General features: G+C 46.3%; 20 protein-coding genes. 1 reads left to right on the forward strand and 19 read right to left on the reverse strand.

What is annotated here, in order from left to right:
* Positions 1-29: 29 nt before the first annotated feature.
* The 15 genes from MJ761_RS07420 to purL form a co-directional block, all read right to left on the reverse strand.
* Positions 30-1,181, reverse strand: coding sequence for an ATP phosphoribosyltransferase regulatory subunit (locus MJ761_RS07420; protein ID WP_093091608.1), 1,152 nt, complete (start codon positions 1,179-1,181; stop codon positions 30-32).
* A 153-nt stretch (positions 1,182-1,334) separates the two neighbouring features.
* Positions 1,335-2,153, reverse strand: coding sequence for an undecaprenyl-diphosphate phosphatase (locus tag MJ761_RS07425; RefSeq protein WP_093091611.1), 819 nt, complete (start codon positions 2,151-2,153; stop codon positions 1,335-1,337).
* 108 nt (positions 2,154-2,261) lie between these two features.
* Positions 2,262-2,957: a thiol:disulfide interchange protein DsbA/DsbL gene (locus MJ761_RS07430; RefSeq protein WP_093091613.1), complete on the reverse strand. Its 696-nt coding sequence runs from the start codon at positions 2,955-2,957 to the stop codon at positions 2,262-2,264.
* Positions 2,958-2,990: 33 nt separating this feature from the next.
* Positions 2,991-3,704 carry an SPOR domain-containing protein gene (locus tag MJ761_RS07435; protein ID WP_093091615.1) on the reverse strand — a complete coding sequence of 238 codons (714 nt, stop codon included), beginning with the start codon at positions 3,702-3,704 and terminating at the stop codon, positions 2,991-2,993.
* 98 nt (positions 3,705-3,802) lie between these two features.
* The gene (locus MJ761_RS07440; protein WP_093091617.1) at positions 3,803-5,299 is read right to left on the reverse strand and encodes a YifB family Mg chelatase-like AAA ATPase; all 1,497 of its coding nucleotides are present in this window, start codon (positions 5,297-5,299) and stop codon (positions 3,803-3,805) included.
* 11 nt (positions 5,300-5,310) lie between these two features.
* Positions 5,311-5,610: an accessory factor UbiK family protein gene (locus tag MJ761_RS07445; protein ID WP_093091619.1), complete on the reverse strand. Its 300-nt coding sequence runs from the start codon at positions 5,608-5,610 to the stop codon at positions 5,311-5,313.
* An 84-nt stretch (positions 5,611-5,694) separates the two neighbouring features.
* Positions 5,695-6,135 carry a hypothetical protein gene (locus MJ761_RS07450; protein WP_093091621.1) on the reverse strand — a complete coding sequence of 147 codons (441 nt, stop codon included), beginning with the start codon at positions 6,133-6,135 and terminating at the stop codon, positions 5,695-5,697.
* 90 nt (positions 6,136-6,225) lie between these two features.
* A complete protein-coding gene (locus MJ761_RS07455; protein ID WP_093091623.1) occupies positions 6,226-7,014 on the reverse strand; it encodes an NUDIX domain-containing protein in 789 nt (262 codons plus the stop codon).
* Positions 7,014-7,400, reverse strand: coding sequence for a holo-ACP synthase (gene acpS / locus MJ761_RS07460; protein ID WP_093091625.1), 387 nt, complete (start codon positions 7,398-7,400; stop codon positions 7,014-7,016). The genes MJ761_RS07455 and acpS overlap by 1 nt, the downstream gene beginning before the upstream one ends.
* Positions 7,401-7,423: 23 nt before the next feature.
* The gene (gene pdxJ / locus MJ761_RS07465) at positions 7,424-8,155 is read right to left on the reverse strand and encodes a pyridoxine 5'-phosphate synthase (RefSeq protein ID WP_093091627.1); all 732 of its coding nucleotides are present in this window, start codon (positions 8,153-8,155) and stop codon (positions 7,424-7,426) included.
* 74 nt (positions 8,156-8,229) lie between these two features.
* The gene (yfaE, locus tag MJ761_RS07470; protein WP_093091629.1) at positions 8,230-8,547 is read right to left on the reverse strand and encodes a class I ribonucleotide reductase maintenance protein YfaE; all 318 of its coding nucleotides are present in this window, start codon (positions 8,545-8,547) and stop codon (positions 8,230-8,232) included.
* Positions 8,548-8,609: 62 nt separating this feature from the next.
* Positions 8,610-9,743, reverse strand: a complete 1,134-nt coding sequence (gene nrdB / locus MJ761_RS07475; protein WP_093091739.1) for a class Ia ribonucleoside-diphosphate reductase subunit beta — start codon at positions 9,741-9,743, stop codon at positions 8,610-8,612.
* Positions 9,744-9,829: 86 nt separating this feature from the next.
* Positions 9,830-12,109 carry a class 1a ribonucleoside-diphosphate reductase subunit alpha gene (gene nrdA, locus MJ761_RS07480; protein ID WP_093091631.1) on the reverse strand — a complete coding sequence of 760 codons (2,280 nt, stop codon included), beginning with the start codon at positions 12,107-12,109 and terminating at the stop codon, positions 9,830-9,832.
* Positions 12,110-12,485: 376 nt separating this feature from the next.
* Positions 12,486-12,992 carry an S-ribosylhomocysteine lyase gene (luxS, locus tag MJ761_RS07485; RefSeq protein WP_093091633.1) on the reverse strand — a complete coding sequence of 169 codons (507 nt, stop codon included), beginning with the start codon at positions 12,990-12,992 and terminating at the stop codon, positions 12,486-12,488.
* Between the two features lie 19 nt (positions 12,993-13,011).
* Entirely contained in the window at positions 13,012-16,944 is a 3,933-nt protein-coding gene (purL, locus tag MJ761_RS07490) for a phosphoribosylformylglycinamidine synthase (protein ID WP_093091635.1), read from the reverse strand.
* A 164-nt stretch (positions 16,945-17,108) separates the two neighbouring features.
* Here purL and MJ761_RS07495 point away from each other — a divergent pair, with 164 nt between their 5' ends.
* Entirely contained in the window at positions 17,109-17,447 is a 339-nt protein-coding gene (locus MJ761_RS07495; protein ID WP_037407768.1) for a P-II family nitrogen regulator, read from the forward strand.
* Between the two features lie 99 nt (positions 17,448-17,546).
* Here MJ761_RS07495 and MJ761_RS07500 read toward each other — a convergent pair whose 3' ends face one another.
* The 4 genes from MJ761_RS07500 to MJ761_RS07515 all read right to left on the reverse strand — a co-directional run bounded on the left by MJ761_RS07500 (position 17,547) and on the right by MJ761_RS07515 (position 20,921).
* Entirely contained in the window at positions 17,547-18,137 is a 591-nt protein-coding gene (locus MJ761_RS07500) for a biotin transporter BioY (RefSeq protein ID WP_093091637.1), read from the reverse strand.
* 85 nt (positions 18,138-18,222) lie between these two features.
* Positions 18,223-19,560 carry an ATP-dependent protease ATPase subunit HslU gene (gene hslU, locus MJ761_RS07505; RefSeq protein WP_239365192.1) on the reverse strand — a complete coding sequence of 446 codons (1,338 nt, stop codon included), beginning with the start codon at positions 19,558-19,560 and terminating at the stop codon, positions 18,223-18,225.
* Positions 19,561-19,619: 59 nt separating this feature from the next.
* On the reverse strand, positions 19,620-20,153 hold the full coding sequence (gene hslV / locus MJ761_RS07510; RefSeq protein WP_037407766.1) for an ATP-dependent protease subunit HslV: 534 nt from the start codon (positions 20,151-20,153) through the stop codon (positions 19,620-19,622).
* 210 nt (positions 20,154-20,363) lie between these two features.
* Positions 20,364-20,921 (reverse strand): hypothetical protein, encoded by a 558-nt coding sequence (locus tag MJ761_RS07515; RefSeq protein WP_093091639.1) that lies wholly within the window; start codon positions 20,919-20,921, stop codon positions 20,364-20,366.
* Positions 20,922-21,148: the final 227 nt, after the last annotated feature.

Genomic DNA, 21,148 nt, shown 5'->3' on the forward strand with positions numbered 1-21,148 from the left:
TACCTGCTCATACTAAGGGTTAATTGGTGCTACAAGGGAATCAGTTGCCATTGCTGGTTTTGCCAGACTAGTTGGCGGTCGCATCCTTTGATGTTGTTGCTTTCAGGGGTGTAATCGATGATGACGCATTCACCGGCTGAACGCAGTTGCTCTATTTCTTTTTTTGCAGCGGTGGCATCATGCACGCTGACTCTTATGCCGCGCAGTTTTTCTACTGGTGGCAGATGCCCGATTAAATCGCGTAGGTCAAAACTGAAACCGGAAGCTGGGCGACTGCGCCCGAAGTATTTACCCAGACCATCATAACGGCCGCCACGTGCCAGTGCATCTGGCCAATCTGCGCTGTAGGCGGCAAACAATAATCCGGTATGGTAGTTGTCTACGCGCAGTTCGCTCAGGTCGATAAATATATTGTGGTTGGCAAAAGCGGTGCAGATATGCTGTAGTTGCTGCAATGCTTCGCAGATTTCCGGTAAATCCGGCAATGTGGTCATGGCAGTGTGTAATACTTTTTGGGTGCCATATAATGTGGGTAATGCTTCGAATGCGTTAATCCATTGTTCCGGAAGTTGCCATTGCTGTACACGCTGTCGGACGGCAGCGGCGTTTTTAGCCTGCATAAGCTGCAACAGGGTGGTGGCTTGCTGTGTTTCTAGGTTGGCTGCTTTGGCTAGGGCATGAAAAATGCCTATATGGCCCAGTGATAAGGTTAGTTCTGGAACGTTGACGACAGCCAGACTTTTTAGCATTAGGTCAATCAGTTCTATGTCTGATTCGATTCCGGCATGGCCGTATAGTTCTGCTCCGATTTGTAGAGGTTCGCGTGTGCTTAAAAAGCCATCTGGGCGCGCATGCAGTACTGAGCCGGCATAGCATAAGCGGTTCACGCCGCTATTGGCTGAAAGCAGATGGGCATCAATACGGGCAACCTGCGGGGTAATGTCTGCACGCAGGCCAAGCTGGCGACCGCTGAGCTGATCGACAACGCGGATGGTTTTTAGGGACAAGCCTTCATCAATACGGGTAAGTAAGGATTGGCTGTATTCGAGTAGAGGAGGGCTGACAAGCTCATAGCCATGAACGCGATAAAGTGCTAATAGTTGTTCTTTGGCACTTTCGAGCTGGCGCGCGGCTGATGGAAGGATGTCGGCAATGTATTCGGGCAATTGCCAAGACTGCATTGGTATTCCTCACAAAATACAAGCCACACTGAATCCGTGGGAGCAGTGTGACGTAGACGAGAAAAGGCAGGTAAGATGCTGTGCCTGGGAGTCTGTTAAAACATCACTTTATCACAATTTAACGTTTATAGACCAGTGACAATTATGGCTGGATTACCATTTTACCCAGCCTGTGGCCCAGGTAAGCAAGATGATGCCACCAAATATAATCCGGTACCAGGCGAAGGGAATATAGTTTTTGTGGGCAACAAAACGCAGCAATGCTTTAACGGCTACGAGCGCGGATAGAAATGCTGCTATAAAGCCGATAGCGATAAGAAGTAGATCGTCCCGGGTAAATTCACTCATATGCTTGAGCATATCGTAACCGGTGGCAGCAATCATTACGGGTACGGCCAGAAAAAATGAAAATTCTGTGGCTGCTTTGCGTTCAATACCCCATAGCATCCCACCCATAATGGTACTGCCGGAGCGTGAGGTGCCTGGAATCAGCGCTAAGATTTGTGCCAGCCCTACTACTAGGGCATCGCGCGGACGCATTTGTTCAACGTTTTTGACTTTGGGTTCTATGTGGCTCTGGCGCTTTTCAATCCAGAGAATGAGGAGGCCGCCGATAACAAGAGCGGTGGCCACGGTGACGGGGTTAAACAGGAAATGTTTGATTTGTTTGTTGAACAGTAATCCAACGATAGCCGCAGGGATAAAGGCGATAGCTAGATTGAGAACAAAGCGGTTGGTGGCAGGTTCTTTGCCGATATGGGTGATGATATGGGCAAAGCGATGCTTGTATTCAAACACAATGGCAAGGATTGCGCCTAGCTGAATGGTGATGTCGAATACTTCGCCTGTGGTCTGAAATTTGAGCAGATTGCCGACAACAATCAGGTGGCCAGTACTGGAAACAGGTAAGAACTCGGTTAAGCCTTCTACGATCCCTAGTATCAGGGCTTTTAGAAATAAGATAATGTCCATTTTTATTTACTGTGGTTTGTGTATTGATGTCATGTTTTCTACGCAAAACAGCAAAACAATAGTGTGTTTAAGGGTAAACACACTATTGTTTGGTTTGTTGTCTGAAATCTATCGATTTGCAGAAGCAGCCAATGAGGCTCCTATGCTTTTCGGTAGTTTACGGGTAGTTGCTACGCTAATGCCATTCTCATTGCGTACTTTTTCAATTAATTCATTTAATGTAACCATTCCTGCCTGATATCCTCGCGGAAATTGTAGTTGGTACTTGCCTCCAACTATTACGATTGGTGTAGCCTGAATGTTGTATTTTTCACTCAATTTGCGCATGTCGGCAGTGATGGCGGAGTTTTCCTGACTGTTATAGGCTTTGACAAGTTTTTGCCCATCAAATGCGGTTTGCTGTACCGCCCATTTTTTGAATACGTCAGGTTGCCATAATTCGATGTGTTTGGTAAAGATGGCATCAAAAATTACTGGGTCTGCGTTTAGTTTCATGCCGGTACTGTTTACGGCTGCGGCAATCCGAGCCAGATTGTAATAAACATTATCATCCCAGACAACGTGCACTGGACGCAGATAGGTATCGGGAGCGAAAGATTTCATTTCCTTGAGTATGTATGGTTCAAGATGTGAACAATGGATACAGCTGTAGGAGAAGAATTCCAGTACCTCTACTTTGTTTTTGTGTAGTTGCGGGATAGGCTTGTCGAGTACGATGTAGTCTACGTTAACTAATGCTGCCTGTGCTACTCCGCTGGTAAATGCCAGTGTGGTAGCTATGATGGTGATGATTTTTTTAAGCATGTTGATTCCCTGGTGTTATTAAAGCTGGCTGATTCAGGATGCTGCTCTGGTCAGGCTATCAATATTGTGTTGTTGCAAGGTTTTTTTAATTTCGCCGGCCTGATTCTGGCTGAGTTTGTCGGTCTGAACACGGTATTTGATTGTACCGTTAACTTTGGCAGTATGTACGCTGCTGTTGATACCTAGCATGACTAATTTGGCGCGCTGTGCATCGGCATCGGTACGATTGTTAAAGGAACCGATTTGCAGATAGACTTTACTATCAGTATGCTGTTTTTCTGCTGCCTGCTGAGCCTTTTCCAGACTGCCGTTACTTAATATCTGTTCTGGAGTGACGTGTGCATGGTTGGGTGCAACCGGTGCTTTCGGGGGTGTTTTATCTGGAACCTTATGCGGCTCTGTATGCTGGATTGGTGGTGTGTGGTTTGTAATGACTTCACTTTCAATGCCATTTAAATTAACCGGCTGTGAGGCAGCAGGTGCTACTTGTGTTTCGCTGGCGGTTGTTGAAGATGGAATACTATTAGGTATAAATGGCTGGGTAGTAGATGCTCCATTGTTTGGTGTGAGTATTTCTGGCTGTGGTGGAGCAGTAGTAGTAGGAGGAGTATCAGGCATTTTGAAATCTGATTTGCTTTTGTTTAGGTAGAACAGGATGCCAGCGATGATTATGGTTGCAATCAGCAAACCGACGATAAAGCTGACGAGCCCTTTACCTGCCTGACGAAATGATATGTTCATATGCATGTTAAAAGCCTTTATGTTGGCATTATATACGGCAAAATCTGTTCAGAGCCGGGTTGTCATTTCTGTGGATATGACGTCCGTTTTTGCTCTGATTAATATTATAAAGCACGACGGAAACTTATGGCGCGCAAAATATGACTGGTTTCAACGTTGTGATTATCTGCCATATCAGCTAGGGTACGGGCAATACGCAAGATGCGGTGAAAGCTGCGTGCTGAAAGTGATAATTTTTCCATGGCACTGGCCAGAGTCTGTTTGGCTGCTGTACTGATATGGGCGATAGTGTCCAGTTCGCGGTTGCTTAATTGCGCATTGATTTTACCCTGACGCTGATACTGGCGTTCGCGAGCTAAGCTAACACGCTCGCGGATACTGCTGCTGTTTTCGCCATCAGCCTGTTGTATTAAATCACTAGCGGGCAGGCTGGGTACATCGATAATGAGGTCTATACGATCAAGCAGGGGGCCGGAAATTTTGTCCCGGTAACGGGATATGGCTTCCGGTGTGCAGCGGCACGGCTTGATTGGATGTCCGTGATAACCGCAGGGACAAGGATTCATTGCGGCTACAAGTTGAAATTTGGCTGGATAGGTAGCCTGCCGTGCCGCTCGGGAAATGTGAATTTCGCCACTTTCCAAGGGTTCGCGCAGAACTTCGAGTACTTTGCGATCAAATTCCGGTAGTTCGTCCAGAAACAAAATGCCGTGATGCGCCAAGGAAATTTCACCGGGACGGGGATCAGAACCACCACCGACTAGTGCTGCGGCTGATGTGCTGTGATGAGGAGAACGAAATGGCCGGATTTGCTGGTATTGTTGCTGCGCATGGGGTAAAAGTGACTGTAAAGACCAGACGCTTACCAGCTCTGTTGCTGTTAACGGCGGTAATATACTAGGCAGACGCTGTGCCAGCATGGATTTACCTGTTCCGGGTGGTCCTGACAATAATAAACTGTGGCCACCCGTTGCAGCAATTTCCAGTGCTAATTTGGCTGTTTGCTGTCCGCGTACATCGGCCATATCAGGATAGGCTGCTTCGGTGGTATGTTGTTGCAGATGTTGCGCATTAACGGCAGTAAGTGATTGCTGTTGGTTAAGATGGGCAGCTACAGCAGTCAGTGTGCTGGCACCATATACATGCGTTTGTGGCAGTAGTGCAGTTTGAAAAGCATTGTCTTGTGGCAGAATAAAGGCACGTTGTTGCTGTCGTGCAGCTTCTGCCATGGCGATGGCGCCGCGGATTGGTCTGATTTGACCGGATAGTCCGAGCTCTCCGGCCAGCTCGTATTCAGGCAGACAAGTGCTGTCTATCTGGCCGGAAGCTGCCAGTATGCCGATGGCGATTGGCAGGTCAAACCGACCTGACTCTTTGGGCAGATCAGCCGGTGCCAGATTAACGGTAATTTTTTTGGCAGGAAAATCGAAACCGGACTGAATGATGGCAGCCCTTACTCGATCCCGGCTTTCTTTGACTTCGGTATCTGGTAAGCCAACAATACTGAATGCTGGCAAACCATTGGCCAGATGAGCTTCTACTTCTACTAGTGGTGCTGCCATTCCTGCCAGTGCGCGACTATAAACAACTGCCCAAGACATGGGATGATTCCTCAGGCTGGCAAATCGGTATTGTTGGTCTCTGTTGCACAGGCAGGATTGGTGCTACTGCTGTTTTGTGCCAGCAAGGCTTCCAGTGCAATTACTCGAGTTTCGAGCTCGGCCAGTTTTTCTCTGGTTTTCAGTAGTACTTGCTGTTGAATATCAAATTCTTCGCGTGTGATCAGATCCATGCGGTTGAAAGCACTGCCAAGCATGGATTTGACATTTTTTTCCATGTCTTTGATAGGGCTGTTGCTGATGGTATCACTGAGTTTATCGCTGATGTCGTCAAAAATTTTTTTGCTGAACATGACCTGAATCCTTTTGTTGGCAAGGTAATCAATGTCTGTGATTGTACGGGTGAAACAGTTGACGATGCAATGCTTATATGTTGCTTAAGGGGCGGAAAAGACAATAATGTAATGTTGATCGTCGAGTGTTAAATCGCCGAGAAAATCATTGCGCTCGTCAATACATACTGGCAGCACAGCATGGTGTGCGGTCCAGACGCCTTGTCCTTGTGGTTTGAAATCGGTGCGATTAAAGCCCAGATCCATGTTGCGCATGGTGAAATGTATGCTGATTCGTTTCACTGAAGCCGGTACCTGACGCATGCTGATGTCAAAAGGTTTGGTAATATCTGCGGGTGGTGTAAATTGGATTACTGCACCGCCAGGTAATATGCAGCCGCTACGCACATTACAGTTACTGAGTGTACTTTGTGCATCTGTACGGCTGTTTTGCCACAGAACAAGGCCAATGATGCTGGGGACTGCTATGATAAAGAGAAGTAGTCCGATGATGACGGTGATTGAATTTTTGGCAGGCTGAGTCATGGTGTTGGTTGTTTGTAGGGTAAGTTAAGGACTCAATATTTGTTGTCGGGCAGATTATGGTGGGCAAAGGAAACAGACTGATGTCGACTATTATTGCTCCTGAATGATGCCATGGACGCCTAGTGTAATCCAGTCGGGTTGTGCTGTAGGCTGGCTGGACTTTTCCAGTAAAGCCATAACGGGTACGCCGGAGGGATGTTGCTGTAACAGGGTAAGGAGTAGCTGGATGTCTTCAGTGCTGGATACAGGCCAGATAATGGCTGCGGCTGTTTGCGCCTGTAGCCACTGTTCGTGGTTATGGCAGATAGCCCAGGTGTTGGCTGTGGGATGTTGTTTTGTCAGTTGTTGCAATTGGCTGGCTGGTGCATAAACAACTGTTGTGGTAGCTATACCGGGCTGATAGGGCAGTATCTGTAATGCTGGCTGTTGTGGTATTGCGGTATGAAAGCCTGTATTTAAGTGGCCACTCATGTTTGTTGGAATGGCTAATGCAGCCAGAATAGGCGCGTTTGCGGGCAATATCGGAGCAACGGTAAGATTGCCGGGCTGCTGCCAGCACCAGCTTTGCTGTTCACGTGCAGTTAATTGCCCATGCCACTGGTTGGCGGCAATGCGATAAAAATGCAGGTGAACATGAGCATGTTCGTAATGATGAATTTTGGTCAGCCATGGGGAGGCAGCAGTGATTTCTATACCCAGCTCTTCGGCAAACTCGCGTTGTAATGCGGCCAGTCGGCTTTCTCCAGTTTCTACTTTGCCGCCAGCAAATTCCCAGTAGCCGGCATAAGGTTTGCCTGTGGGTCGTGAGCTGAGCAGAAATTCACCTTGCTGGTTATAAAGGACGCCAGCAACCACTTCAGTCAGACTGTTATTACTCATTATTTAATATACTCGGCCACGGCAAAGGCCACGATATGATTGTCTTCATCACTCAGGCTCAGGTGGATGCGACCGATGTTTTTTTGACTAAGCCATTGCGCCAATGGTTTTTCAACGATAAATTCAGGACGCCCCAGTTCGTTGTGACCAATACCGATATTGCGCAGAGTAACTGGGCTACGCAAACCGGTATGTACGGCTTTGGCAAAAGCTTCTTTGGCTGCAAAGCGTTTGGCAAGAAATTTTATAGGTTGGTTGGCTGATGGCCATTCCAGTGCTTCAATCCGTGACAGCATTTTTTCGGCCACTGCATTGGCTCCGTAGGTTTTGCACATTTTGGCGATGCGGTCAATTTTTACTAAGTCTGTACCTATGCCGTAAATCATTGTTTTCCTTTTGCTGGTGAAGATTAATAAGGAATGCTGCGTGCGCGAAAAATGGCAGTTTTCATTTGTTCAATGGCTTGAGGCAATCCGATGAAAATCGCCTGTGCAATCAATGCATGGCCGATGTTGAGTTCACGAATGGCTAAAATTTTGGCAATGGGTGTGACATTATGGATATTCAATCCATGTCCGGCATTGACGATTATGCCCATTTCGCTGGCCTGATGAGCGGCCTCTTCGATACGCGCTAGTTGCTGTTGTCGCTGTTCTTTATCGGTGGAATCGGCATAGGCACCGGTATGTAGTTCAATTACCGGTGCGCCGACTTCACGGCAGGCTTGTATCTGCTGCTTGTCAGCATCAACAAACAGGGAAACGCGAATGCCGGCAGCAGTTAGTTTCTGAGTATATTCTGCCACTTTGTCTTGTTGTGACAATACATCCAGCCCACCTTCGGTGGTGATTTCCTGTCTTTTTTCCGGAACGATGCATACATCAGCAGGCTGAACGGCCAGTGCGTTATCCAGCATTTCCGGGGTGAGTGCCATTTCGAGATTGAGGCGGGTGCTGATGGCATTTTTGACAGCAAATACATCAGCATCATGAATGTGGCGCCTATCTTCGCGTAGATGCATGGTAATCAGATCGGCGCCGTGCGTTTCGGCAAGTAATGCGGCTTCAAGTGGGCTGGGATAATTACTGCCGCGGGCGTTACGCACGGTTGCAACATGATCTATGTTTACGCCAAGTAGCATAAGCTTTTACCTAGTATTAGTTAAATGGTATGTTACGATACTTTACCCTTACCCGACTGTAAAGATAAACTGATTTAACTTTGTTTTGCTGCAAATAAATCGTTATCAAAGAGATCAGGATTGTGTTCTGGGGTGTCGTCCCTGAGATGGCAGACTAAATGCAAATCGCTGTCTGCCTGACAACAGCAGGGTAAGATTTCACCTGGCGCGATAAAGGCTAGTGGCTGCTCGGGATAGCTTACTTGTCCGGAAAGCAGTTTGAGGCGGCAGGCACCACAATAACCACTGCGACACTGGTATTCAATTTCGTGTCCGGTACGTTCTAGCCCTTCCAGCAAGGTTTCGTCTTGTTGCAGGGTAAACGTTTTGTCGCAGGTGGTGATTAAGTTCATTTCCTGTATCGTTGCGGTTTGGTTAGTGTCTGTGGCTTTTGCCAGACTGGGTAGGGGCGGATTTAAAGTTCAAAATCGCTTAAGTCGTCTTCATTCAGTTCGGCATCAATCTGGCCAACCAGATATGAACTGACTTCAACTTCCTGTGGTGCTACCTGTACGTTGTCTGAAGACAACCATGCATTAATCCACGGAATCGGATTTTGCTTGGCATGCTCAAAAGCAGGCTGCAATCCTACGGCCTGCATGCGCAAGTTGGTAATGTATTCGACATACTGACCGAGAATGTCTTTATTCAGTCCAATCATAGATCCATCTTTAAACAGGTATTCAGCCCAGTCTTTTTCCTGCATGGCGGCACGACGGAATAGGTGGAAACATTCTTCTTCGGTTTCTGCTGCAATTTGAGCCATCTCCGGATCATCTGCACCTGTACGCATTAAGTTGAGCATTTGTTGTGTTCCGGTGAGGTGTAATGCTTCATCGCGGGCGATCAGTTTGATGATTTTGGCATTGCCCTCCATTAGTTCGCGTTCGGCAAACGCAAATGAACAGGCAAATGAAACATAAAAACGGATTGCTTCGAGTACGTTGACGCACATCAGACACAAATAGAGTTTTTTCTTCAGCTCATGCAGATTGATTTCTACTGTTTTGCCATTAATCTGGTGTTTACCTGCGCCTAGTAAGTTGTAGTATTGGGTATATTCGATTAGATCATCATAATAGCAAGCGATTTCTTCAGCACGGGCAATGATGTGTTTGTTTTGTACGATGTCATCAAATATGATAGATGGATCGTTGACGATATTGCGAATAATATGGGTATAGCTGCGTGAATGAATGGTCTCGGAAAACGACCAAGTTTCAATCCAGGTTTCTAGCTCGGGAATGGATACCAGAGGCAGTAGTGCAACATTAGGACTGCGCCCCTGTATGGAGTCAAGTAAAGTCTGATATTTTAGATTGCTGATAAAGATGTGTTTTTCGTGCTCAGGTAAATTGGCATAGTCGATGCGGTCGCGTGATACGTCTACTTCTTCCGGACGCCAGAAGAAAGACAGCTGTTTTTCAATCAGTTTTTCAAAAATATCAAATTTTTGTTGATCATAGCGGGCTACATTGACAGGCTGACCGAAGAACATTGGTTCTGTCAGGGCATTATTCGGTTTTTGACAGAATGTGCTGTAGTTCATTGACAGATGTTCACAGGCCATGGCGATACTCTTTATTTAAATTGATATAAACGGGGAATAAAGGGTGCTTGTGCACCCTTGGGGAATCAGATTTTGCAGGCTCCGCTGGCGCAGCCATCATCTTGAATGCTGGTTTGCATGTCGTCGGCGCCATCACGGGTATTCTGGTAATACAGGGTTTTCAGGCCGAATTTATAGGCCGTCAGTAAGTCTTTGATTAATTGTTTCATCGGGACTTTTTGTCCTTCAAAGCGTTGCGGGTCGTAGTTAGTATTGGCAGAAATGGATTGGTCGACGAATTTTTGCATGATACCCACCAGATGCAGGTAGCCTTCATTATTTGGCATATCCCACAGCAGTTCGTAGTGGTTGTGCAAGCGCTCAAATTCTGGTACGACCTGTTTGAGAATGCCGTCTTTGGATGCTTTCACGGATACGAGCCCGCGTGGTGGTTCAATACCATTGGTGGCATTGGCAATCTGGCTGGATGTTTCTGAAGGCATCAGTGCCGTGAGGGTGGAGTTACGCAGGCCATGTTTGACGATATCAGCGCGTAATGCTTCCCAGTCCAGATGCAGAGGCTCCTGACAGATTTTGTCCAGATCTTTTTTGTAGGTATCAATTGGCAATAAGCCCTGTGCATAGGTGGTGTCGCTAAATTTAGGACAGGCACCCAGTTCTTTTGCCAGTTTAACTGATGCTTTGAGCAAGTAATATTGGATGGCTTCAAATGTACGGTGGGTAAGGCTGATAGCTGAACCATCACTGTATTTGACGCCGTTTTTGGCCAGATAGTAAGCAAAGTTAATCACTCCGATACCAAGTGTACGCCGGTTCATGGTGGCCAGTTCGGCAGCTTTGATTGGATAGTTCTGATAATCCAGTAAGGCATCTAGAGCACGGGTAGTGAGCTCAGCCAGTTCTTCCAATTCTTCTAGATTTTCCAGTGCCCCCAGATTAAATGCTGACAGGGTACACAAGGCAATCTCACCAGACGGGTCGTTAATGTCGTTTAGTGGTCGGGTGGGCAAGGCAATTTCCAGACACAGATTTGACTGGCGCACTGGTGCCAGTTTGGGATCAAACGGGCTGTGGGTATTGCAGTGATCAACATTCTGGATATAAATCCGTCCGGTACCGGCGCGCTCCTGCATTAACAGGGAGAACAGGTCAACAGCAGGTATACTGCGACGAGTGATGCTGCTGTCTTTTTCATATAAGACATAGAGGCGCTCAAATTCGTCCTGATCAGCAAAAAATGCGTCATACAGACCTGGCACTTCGGATGGTGAAAACAGGCTGATGTTTTCTCCTTTAATCAGGCGGGTATACAGCAGGCGGTTAATCTGTACGCCGTAATCCAGATGACGAACACGGTTTTCTTCTACGCCACGATTGTTCTTCAGTACCAGTAGATTTTCTACTTCCAGATGCCATAAAGGATAGAACAGGGTGGCTGCTCCGCCGCGTACTCCTCCCTGTGAGCAGGATTTAACGGCAGCCTGAAACATTTTATAAAATGGAATACAGCCGGTATGCTGGGCTTCACCACCGCGTATTTCGCTGCCTAGGGCGCGAATGCGTCCAGCGTTAATACCAATGCCGGCTCGCTGGGATACATATTTGACAATTGCGCTGGTGGTGGCATTGATGCTGTCGAGGCTATCATCACATTCAATCAGTACGCAGGAAGAAAACTGGCGTGTTGGTGTGCGCACACCGGACATTATTGGTGTGGGCAGGGAAATTTTGAAGGTGCTGATGGCATGATAGAATTTTTTTACGTATTCCAGTCTGTCAGCTTTTGGATAGCGTGCAAACAGACACATTGCTACCAGTATATATAAAAACTGCGGGCTTTCAAAAATTTGTCTGGTAACACGGTTCTGTACCAGATATTTGCCTTCAAGTTGTTTAACCGCGGCATAGGAGAAATTTAGGTCGCGATTATGGTCAATGCAGGCATTCAGTTCATCAAATTCAGCCCGTGAATAATCCTGTAATATGTGTTCATCGTATTTGCCTGATTCAGTCAGGCTGGTTACGTGGTCATACAGATGTGGCGGTTCAAACCGGCCAAAAGCAATTTTGCGTAAGTGAAAGATCGCCAGACGGGCTGCCAGATACTGATAGTCTGGTGTTTCGGTAGATATCAGGTCGGCAGCGGCCTTGATGATGGTCTCGTGAATGTCATCTGTGCGAATACCATTGTAAAACTGGATGTGTGAGCGCATTTCTACTTGAGATACGGATACATTATCCAGTCCCTCTGCTGCCCAGGTAACAACTTTATGAATTTTATCCAGATTGATATCTTCCAAACTTCCGTTACGTTTGGTTACTTTGAGATTGCCTACCGCATTCATGAGTGATTCTTTCTAGCACAAGTAAAGCAGAAAAAAACAGTGACGCCACAAAATGTAGTGGTCAACTGTTATTCTAAACACAATATACTGGTTTTTTGCTTTAAAAAAAAGTCTTGTCAAAACTGACTATATCCGCTTCTTCATAATGAGTGAGTTAAGCGATGTAATGATTTTTGTTGATTCACAAATAGTTTGGTCTGATTTGTCTCATTTTGAATGAAACTGTAAAAAAATTATTAAATTTTCAGTTTTTTTATATCGGGGGATAAATCTGCGCTGTATCTGGCTACATTTACAAGGAAAAAGACATACTGCCTAAAATATAAGCTCGGCTCAGCGTTACTTAATTTTAGACAGTAATTACAAATACAGGATTCTAGTGTTGCAATAGTGACTCATCTAATTTTAAGTCATTGTTGTAATTAATGCTAATCTGGCTTTCCAGCACTTTTTGAGCAATAGCTTTGGCTTCTTCAAGCGAATGCATGGTATAGCTGCCACACTGATAGCGGTTCAGTTCGGGTATGTGATTCTGATCGACTACTGCAAGCACATCCTGCATGGCCGCAGCCCAAGCATTGGCTACGGTGGCTTCATCAGGGGTGCCAATCAGGCTCATGTAAAAGCCGGTGCGGCAGCCCATGGGGGAAATGTCGATAATTTCCACTTTTTCGCTGTTGAGGTGGTTGCGCATAAAACCAGCAAATAAATGCTCGAGTGTATGCATGCCTTTTTCTGGCAAAATAGCCTGATTGGGTTTGCAGAACCGCAAATCAAATACGGTGATGTCATCTCCTTTAGGCGTGGACATGTTTTTGGCTATACGCACTGCTGGTGCCTGCATACGGGTATGGTCTACAGTAAAACTATCCAGTAATGGCATGATGATTCCTTTGTAATTGTCAGCCTAATACTTTTCTGGCACTGGCAAACAGCCGGTACCAGCCAGACATTTCCGGCCAGTCTCGTGGAGCCCAGCTCATTTGTGCCGTCTGAAAAACTCGTTCCGGGTGCGGCATCATGATGGTGACTCGGCCATCCTGATTGCTGACACCTGCAATACCGGCCGGAGAACCATTCGGGTTGAGCGGATACCTATCCGTTACCTGATTATGACCGTCCACATATTGTAGTGCAATAGCCAGCTCTGGTGGTACTTTGTTTTCCGGCAAATGGGTAAAGTCTGCCCGTCCCTCACCATGGCTTACGACAACCGGTAAGCTACTACCAACCATATCCGCCAGAATTAGTGATGGAGAGGCAGGAATGGTAACCATACTCAGGCGTGCTTCAAACTGTTCGGAACTGTTACGGCAAAAGCGTGGCCATGTATCTGTACCCGGGATAATCTCAGCCAGATTGCTGAGCATCTGGCAACCATTACATACGCCAAGTGCCAGTGTGTCCTGACGGGCAAAAAATTCAGTAAACTGTTGCCGAAGTTGTTGATTAAATAAAATACTCTTGGCCCAGCCTTCACCGGCACCGAGCACATCGCCATAGCTGAAACCACCACAAGCAGCAAGCAGGTGAAAATCTTTCAGTATTGCATGTCCGGCCAGTAAATCGCTCATATGCACATCATGGGCAGCAAAACCGGCACGAGTGAATGCAGCAGCCATTTCCAGCTGTCCGTTTACGCCTTGTTCGCGTAAAATGGCCACTTTAGGCTGCGCGCCCCGATGAATATAGGGCAGAGCGATATCCTCGGCAGGATTAAAGCTTAATTCGGCAAATAATCCGGATAAGCGTTCCTGCTCCAGTAGGGCAAACTCACTGTCTGCACAGCACGGATTATCGCGTAGGCGTTGCATGTGATAACTGGTTTCGCTCCAGCTTTTTTGCAGATCCACTCGATTTTCATTGAGTAGAACTGTATTGCCGTGGTGCACCATCAATCGGTCGGTGGTGTTGATATGACCAAGAATATGTAGGGTATCAGTCATTCCGGCCGCAGCAAAGGCAGCCTGAATACTGGCAACATCTTCATTGTGTACCTGAATCACGGCACCCAGTTCTTCAGTAAAGAGGCTACGTACAGCCGCATCCTGTAGCTTCTGGTTGTGGCTATGCTGGTTGGTCTGCTGGATAAGTGAGGCAATATTGATGGTAACGCCTATATGGGAGGCAAACATCATTTCTGCCAGTGTCACTACCAGACCGCCATCACTGCGGTCATGGTATGCCAGTACTTTCTGCGCGCGGATTAATGATTGTATGAGCTGGAAAAAGTCAGCCAGCAGGGCTGGTGTATTTACATCAGGCGCACGACCACTGAGATTTTTCCATACTTGTTGCAAGGCGCTGCCACCCATGCGACTACAGCCCTGCCCAAGGTCGATGGCTAGCAGGGTAGTGTCTGCAATATTCTGTAGTTCAGGCGTAACGGTATGGCAAACATTGTTTACCGGGGCAAAAGCCGTGATAACCGCAGACAGGGGTGAAACCACTCTTTTTTCTTCGCCGGTATCATGCCAGATTGTTTGCATTGACAGGGAATCTTTGCCAACAGGGATACTGAGCTGTAATTTCTGGCATAGTTCAGATACTGCCTCTACTGTTTCATACAGACGTGCATCTTCACCAGCAAAACCACAAGCAGCCATCCAGTTGGCAGAAAGTTTAATCTTACTGAGTGTGCCGATGTCGGCAGCGGCAATGTTGGTTAATGCCTCGCCAACGGCCATGCGTCCAGATGCTGCGCCGGAAAATAATGCCAGAGGTGATTTTTCGCCCATACTCATGGCTTCACCAAGCAGGGTATTAAAGCCCATTTTGGTAACCGCAACGTCTGCAACTGGTGTCTGGAAACGTCCAACCATTTGGTCACGGTGGGTAAGGCCGCCAACACTACGGTCACCAATGGTAATCAAAAACTGCTTGCTGGCTACAGTGGGCAGACGTAATACCCGGTAAAGACTTTCACGAATGTCCAGTTTGCTGCCATCAAAGGGGGCGATTTCTTCGTTAATGGTATAGTCGTGACGGGTAACTTTGGGTGGTTTGCCCAGTAATACGTCCAGTGGGATATCTACCGGATTATTGTTGAACAAGTCATCGTGTAGCTGTAATTGTCCCTCATCTGTAGCGGTACCAACAACAGCAAACGGACAGCGTTCACGCTGGCAGATGGCCTGAAAAATTGCCAGATTTTCTGGCAAGATCGCTAATACATAGCGTTCCTGCGCTTCATTACACCAGATTTGCAGCGGATTGAGACCATGTTCTTCCAGTGGTATCTGACGTAACTGAAACACAGCCCCACGGCCGGCATCGTTTACCAGTTCCGGAAAGGCGTTGGATAAACCACCAGCACCGACATCATGAATGGAGATAATTGGGTTGTCTGTACCCAGTTGCCAGCAGCGGTCGATAACTTCCTGAGCACGACGCTCAATTTCTGGATTGCCGCGCTGTACTGAATCAAAGTCCAGATCGGCATGATTGGCTCCGGTACTCATGCTGGATGCAGCTCCGCCACCTAAACCGATGAGTAGGCCGGGGCCACCGAGCTGAATGAGTAATGCACCGGCGGGAATATTATCCTTGAACACCTGCTGTGCCTGAATATTACCCAATCCACCGGCGATCATGATGGGTTTATGAAAGCCACGCATGGTACCGCTGAATAATTCTTCAAAGGTACGGAAATAACCGAGAAGGTTGGGGCGACCAAATTCATTGTTAAAGGCTGCACTGCCAATCGGGCCGTCCAGCATGATATCCAGTGCACTGCTGATGTGTGCCGGTTTGCCATACTGATTACGGGTAGCTGTATATTGCTCCCATGGCTGGATAAATTCGGGTATAGAAAGATTGGAAACGCTGAAACCGCTCAAACCTGCTTTAGGGCGTGCACCCTTGCCTGTAGCGCCTTCATCGCGGATCTCACCTCCGGAGCCAGTAGCGGCACCGGCAAAAGGTGCAATCGCAGTAGGATGATTATGGGTTTCAACTTTCATCAGAATATGGGTTTGTTCAGTATTAAACTGGTATTGCTGTTGATTCGCCTGAGGATAAAAACGTTCAATAGTGGCACCGGCTATAATGGAAGAATTGTCTTTATAAGCTACCAGTGTGCCTTCAGGGTGTGCCTGATGGGTAGCGCGAATCATGCCAAACAGAGATTTAGGCTTGGCTTCATCATTAATGATAAATTCGGCATTAAAAATCTTGTGGCGACAATGTTCAGAGTTTGCCTGAGCAAACATCATCAGCTCTACGTCTGTGGGGTTGCGTTGCAGCAGCTGATAATTCTCAACCAAATAGTCTATTTCATCCGCGGATAATGCCAGTCCTAATTGTTGGTTTGCTGTTTCCAGCGCGAATTTACCCTTTTCTAGTACATCAATACAGGTAAAACTCTGCGCTGCTGTTGTATGAAACAGTTGTGCCGCATCTGCTACAGAAGCAAGTACGCTTTCGGTCATGCGGTCGTGTAATATTGCCTGCCAGCGATCTTGTTCCTGCTGACTGAGCTGGCGGGAAAAGGTATACAGGATGCCGCGTTCGATGCGTTCAATCATAGTGAGACCACAATTATGAACAATATCGGTGGCTTTAGATGCCCAGGGAGAAATAGTCCCCAAACGCGGAATAACTAATAGCTGAGTACCGGCAAAAGTATTACTTTTCTGCTGCGTGGCACGCAACAATTCAAGTAATTTTTGCTGATTGTCTGAATTAAGCGCAGTTGCTGACGCCACAAAATAGCGAAATTCGCTGTTTATCTGAATATCGCAATCCAGTTGCAGTTTTGCAGCCTGCTGTAACAATTTTTCAATACGAAAAGGGGAAAGTGCGACCTCGCCGCACAGTGACAGTACAACTGACATAATGAGGGTAGCTCACTTCGGTAGTGGGTTTGGGCTGAAGCGCAATTTTACGCGAAAAACAAGTACGATGCTTGATTTTATATTAGTGGGTATGGCTGGTTTGAGTTTCGGATTAGGATATGGTAGTTTTTAACTCTGTGGATACAGTTAAAAGAGGTACTATTATGAAAAAAATTGAAGCAATCGTTAAACCGTTTAAACTAGATGATGTACGTGAAGCTTTATCTGATGTAGGTTTTAGCGGAATGACTGTGTCTGAGGTCAAAGGTTTTGGACGCCAGAAAGGACATACAGAAATTTATCGTGGTGCCGAATATGCAGTGGATTTCTTACCTAAGGTGAAAATCGAACTGGTATTGCCTGCTGATCGAGTTGAACAGGCAATTGAGGTCATTGTGGCTGCTGCACGCTCTGGTAAAATCGGTGACGGTAAAATTTTTGTATTGCCGGTGGAGGCAGCGGTGCGTATCCGTACTGGTGAGCAGAATGAAGCGGCAATTTAAACGTAGACTAGATTAATGCCAAACCGTCTGCATTCAATTATAAAAAATAGTTTTATATATCAGTTGTATGTGGATGGTTTTACTGTTTATATATAATAATCAGTAGCGTTTTTGGCTTGAATGATGCCACAGACCTAACATAATTACAGTAGCCATAAAGAATTTGAGTAAATCAAAACCGGCAAACGGCAGATAGCCTAGTTGCAGGGCATGATGGATATCTGTGTGCAGGTAGAAAGCCAGATAGATTACTCCAAAGATAAATATCATCTGGTGAGCAAGTGCAAAGGCACACAATCCGCTGAAAAAATGCCGGTCATAACCTCTTTCCGCAGCCAAGCCTGCTATGTAGGCACTGACAATAAATCCATACAGATAACCGGCTGAAGCTGATGCCAGAGCATTTATCCCGCCATGACCACCAGCAAAGAATGGCAGGCCGCAAGCTCCCAGTATTAAATACTCGATCATAGCCAATACGGCGAGTCTGCGCCCCAGACAAGCACCAAGCAGTAAAACTGCCAGAGATTGCAGGGATAAAGGCACAGGTTGCAGAGGGATACTGATATTGGCTGATAAAGCCATAATCAGGGCAGCGGCCGTTGTAGCCAGCAATTTGCGTTGCCATCGGAATATAGAGCAGTATTGCAGCAAATAGGGACGATAAGTATGGGATATTATGGTATTCATGAAAAGCCGGAATTATGAAGAAGAATCAGGTGAGAAAACAGATGCTGATAAATAAAAAAGCGGCCGCAGCCGCTTAAATATTAGGTTACAGTATGTAGCGAGCCAGATCTTCACGCTTGGCAATATCCTGCAATCGCGCATCTACATAAGCTGCATCTATAGCTATATTACCGGCAGGAGCTTCGAAAGAAACTTCTTCAAGCAATTTTTCCATCACTGTATGCAAGCGGCGTGCGCCAATGTTTTCAGTTTTCTCATTAACCTGAAATGCAATTTCAGCAATACGGGCAATGCCATCATCAGTGAATTGCAGATTTACGTCATCAGTAGCAAGTAGGGCAGCGTATTGTTCGGTTAGATTGGCGTGTGTCGTAGTGAGAATGGCTTTGAAGTCATCTACACTCAGGTTATCCAGCTCAACCCGAATGGGGAAACGCCCCTGTAATTCGGGTATCAGATCACTTGGACGATTGAGGTGGAATGCACCGGAAGCAATAAACAGAACATGGTCAGTTTTAATCATGCCATACTTGGTTTGCACTGTTGTGCCTTCAACCAAGGGTAACAAATCACGCTGCACGCCTTGGCGGGATACATCGCCACCGTTACGGTTGCTATCAGTAGCGATTTTGTCGATTTCATCAAGAAATACAATACCGTTTTGCTCAACCGCCTTGATGGCTTGTTCGCGCAATTCATCTTCACTTACCAGCTTGGCTGCTTCTTCATCCAGTAACAGTTTCATGGCCGCGCTTACTTTCATTTTCTGCGCTTTGGTTTTACCCTGTCCCATGCTGCTGAACATATCCTGCAACTGATTGGTAAAGTCTTCCATTCCCGGAGGACCCATTACAGACATGGTTGGAGAAGCGGAAACGGCGATTTCGATTTCAATCTCTTTATCATCAAGTTCGCCTTTGCGTAACATCTGGCGGAATTTTTGCCGAGTGTGGTTTTCCGGTTGTGGTTCCTGTGGTTCTCCGGCAAAACCGACACTACGTGGCGGAGGCAGAAGTGCATCCAGAATACGGTTTTCAGCTGCATCCTGTGCACGGTCGCGATTTTTGGCAATGGTCTGGCTGCGAATGTTTTTCAGTGCAATTTCAATCAGGTCGCGAATAATGCTGTCTACATCACGGCCAACATAGCCTACTTCAGTAAATTTAGTAGCTTCTACCTTGATAAACGGGGCATTGGCCAGACGAGCAAGGCGGCGGGCAATTTCAGTTTTACCCACGCCGGTAGGACCAATCATCAGAATGTTTTTCGGGACAATTTCACTTTGTAACGGTTCGGCAACACGATTGCGGCGATAACGGTTCCTGAGGGCTACCGCTACAGCACGTTTGGCCTGAGTCTGGCCAATAATATGTTTATCCAATTCATGAACGATTTCGCTCGGGGTCATTACTGCTGTACTCATTTTGTTCCAATCTTGAGATTTGACCGTTATTGACAATGTAAATTTACCAGTCTAGGCAATTACAAGGTTTCGATAGTATGGCTCTGATTTGTATAAATGCAGATATCACCGGCAATTTCCAGTGATTTTTTAACTACTTCGGCAGGTTCCAATTCGGTGTTTTCCATCAATGCGCGGGCTGCGGATTGGGCAAATGCACCACCGGAACCAATGGCTGCAATACTATGTTCTGGTTCGAGTACGTCGCCGTTACCGGTAATGACCAGTGTATTTTTCTTGTCAGCCACAATTAGCATGGCTTCTAAACGGCGCAAGGCGCGATCAGTACGCCATTCCTTGGCCAGCTCAATTGCAGCCAGCATCAATTTGCCCTGATGCTTTTGCAACTTGCTTTCAAATAGTTCAATCAGGGTGAATGCGTCGGCAGTACCGCCGGCAAAACCCGCCAGAACTTGATTGTTATATAGTTTGCGCACTTTGCGTGCAGTACCCTTAATTATGGTATTTCCTAATGTCACTTGACCATCGCCACCGATGGCAACGTTTTCACCGCGCCGAACGGAAATAATGGTGGTACCGTCGAATTGTTGCATGTCTCGTGATCCTTAATTGACCAACAGCCACATAACTGTTGGAAAAAAATAACTACTTTTAAATAAGGGCTGTCAGCCAGCTTTCAAGTTACTAAGTCGAATGTTCAGTTGGCGTGTTATTTAAAGATATGTCTTGTTTTTAGGGTAACTGGTTTAATCTATAAAGAAAAACGGCAACCTGAAAGGTTGCCGTTTTTCAAACACAATTAGTTATTTTTTGTGTTTGTAGACTTTTTTAGTGGTAACTGTTTTGGTGGTTCTGACTGTTTTGGTTTTTGCAGGAGCAGCTGCTACTGTACCATTGTCCACTACGCAATTCTGGGTAACGATTTGCGGAACGATTCTTTCCTGACCATTAACAACCTGTTTGCTAGGTTGTACCAAACCCAAGGCACCAACGGTGTCTACAGTGTCGCTGGTGGCTAGGGCTGTTTTCCAAGTAATGCCTTCAGGAGAAACAAAAGTATTGTAATTAACGTCGCGGGCATCACGTATCATTACCGGAGACAGTTTGCCCTGATAATTTACTTGAGCTGCCACTACGTTCTGACCTTGCAGACCATACATTACTCGCAAGCTGTTTTTAGCGTTACCAGTGCCACACAGGTAAGATACCTCTTTTCGTGCGTCAATCTGTACATTGTCGGTAGAAGCTGTTGTTGTCGTGGTAGTGGTTGACTGGGCAACAGGTGCCTTGTGATGATGTTTAGAGGCACAACCAGTCAGAGCAAGCATTAACATCACAGCAGGGACAAGAACTTTTTTCATGATAACTCCTTCAAGCATTTATGAATAAATTTTTCGATAACGTAAACCATCATACTTGGCTTAGGTAAAGATGCAATGGATGTATCTTAGTCTTTTTTAGCTAACGTTGGTTAGTATTAAAAATACCAAATAAATGTTATTGTTATTGTATTAAAAGTCTATCGCTAAAAATGCCTGCACAACGTTATGTTTCAATAGAATATTTGCTTTAGTAACTGAGTATATTC

Origin of the sequence: Snodgrassella communis (assembly GCF_914768045.1) — a bacterium.
GTDB classification, from domain to species: Bacteria; Pseudomonadota; Gammaproteobacteria; order Burkholderiales; family Neisseriaceae; genus Snodgrassella; species Snodgrassella communis.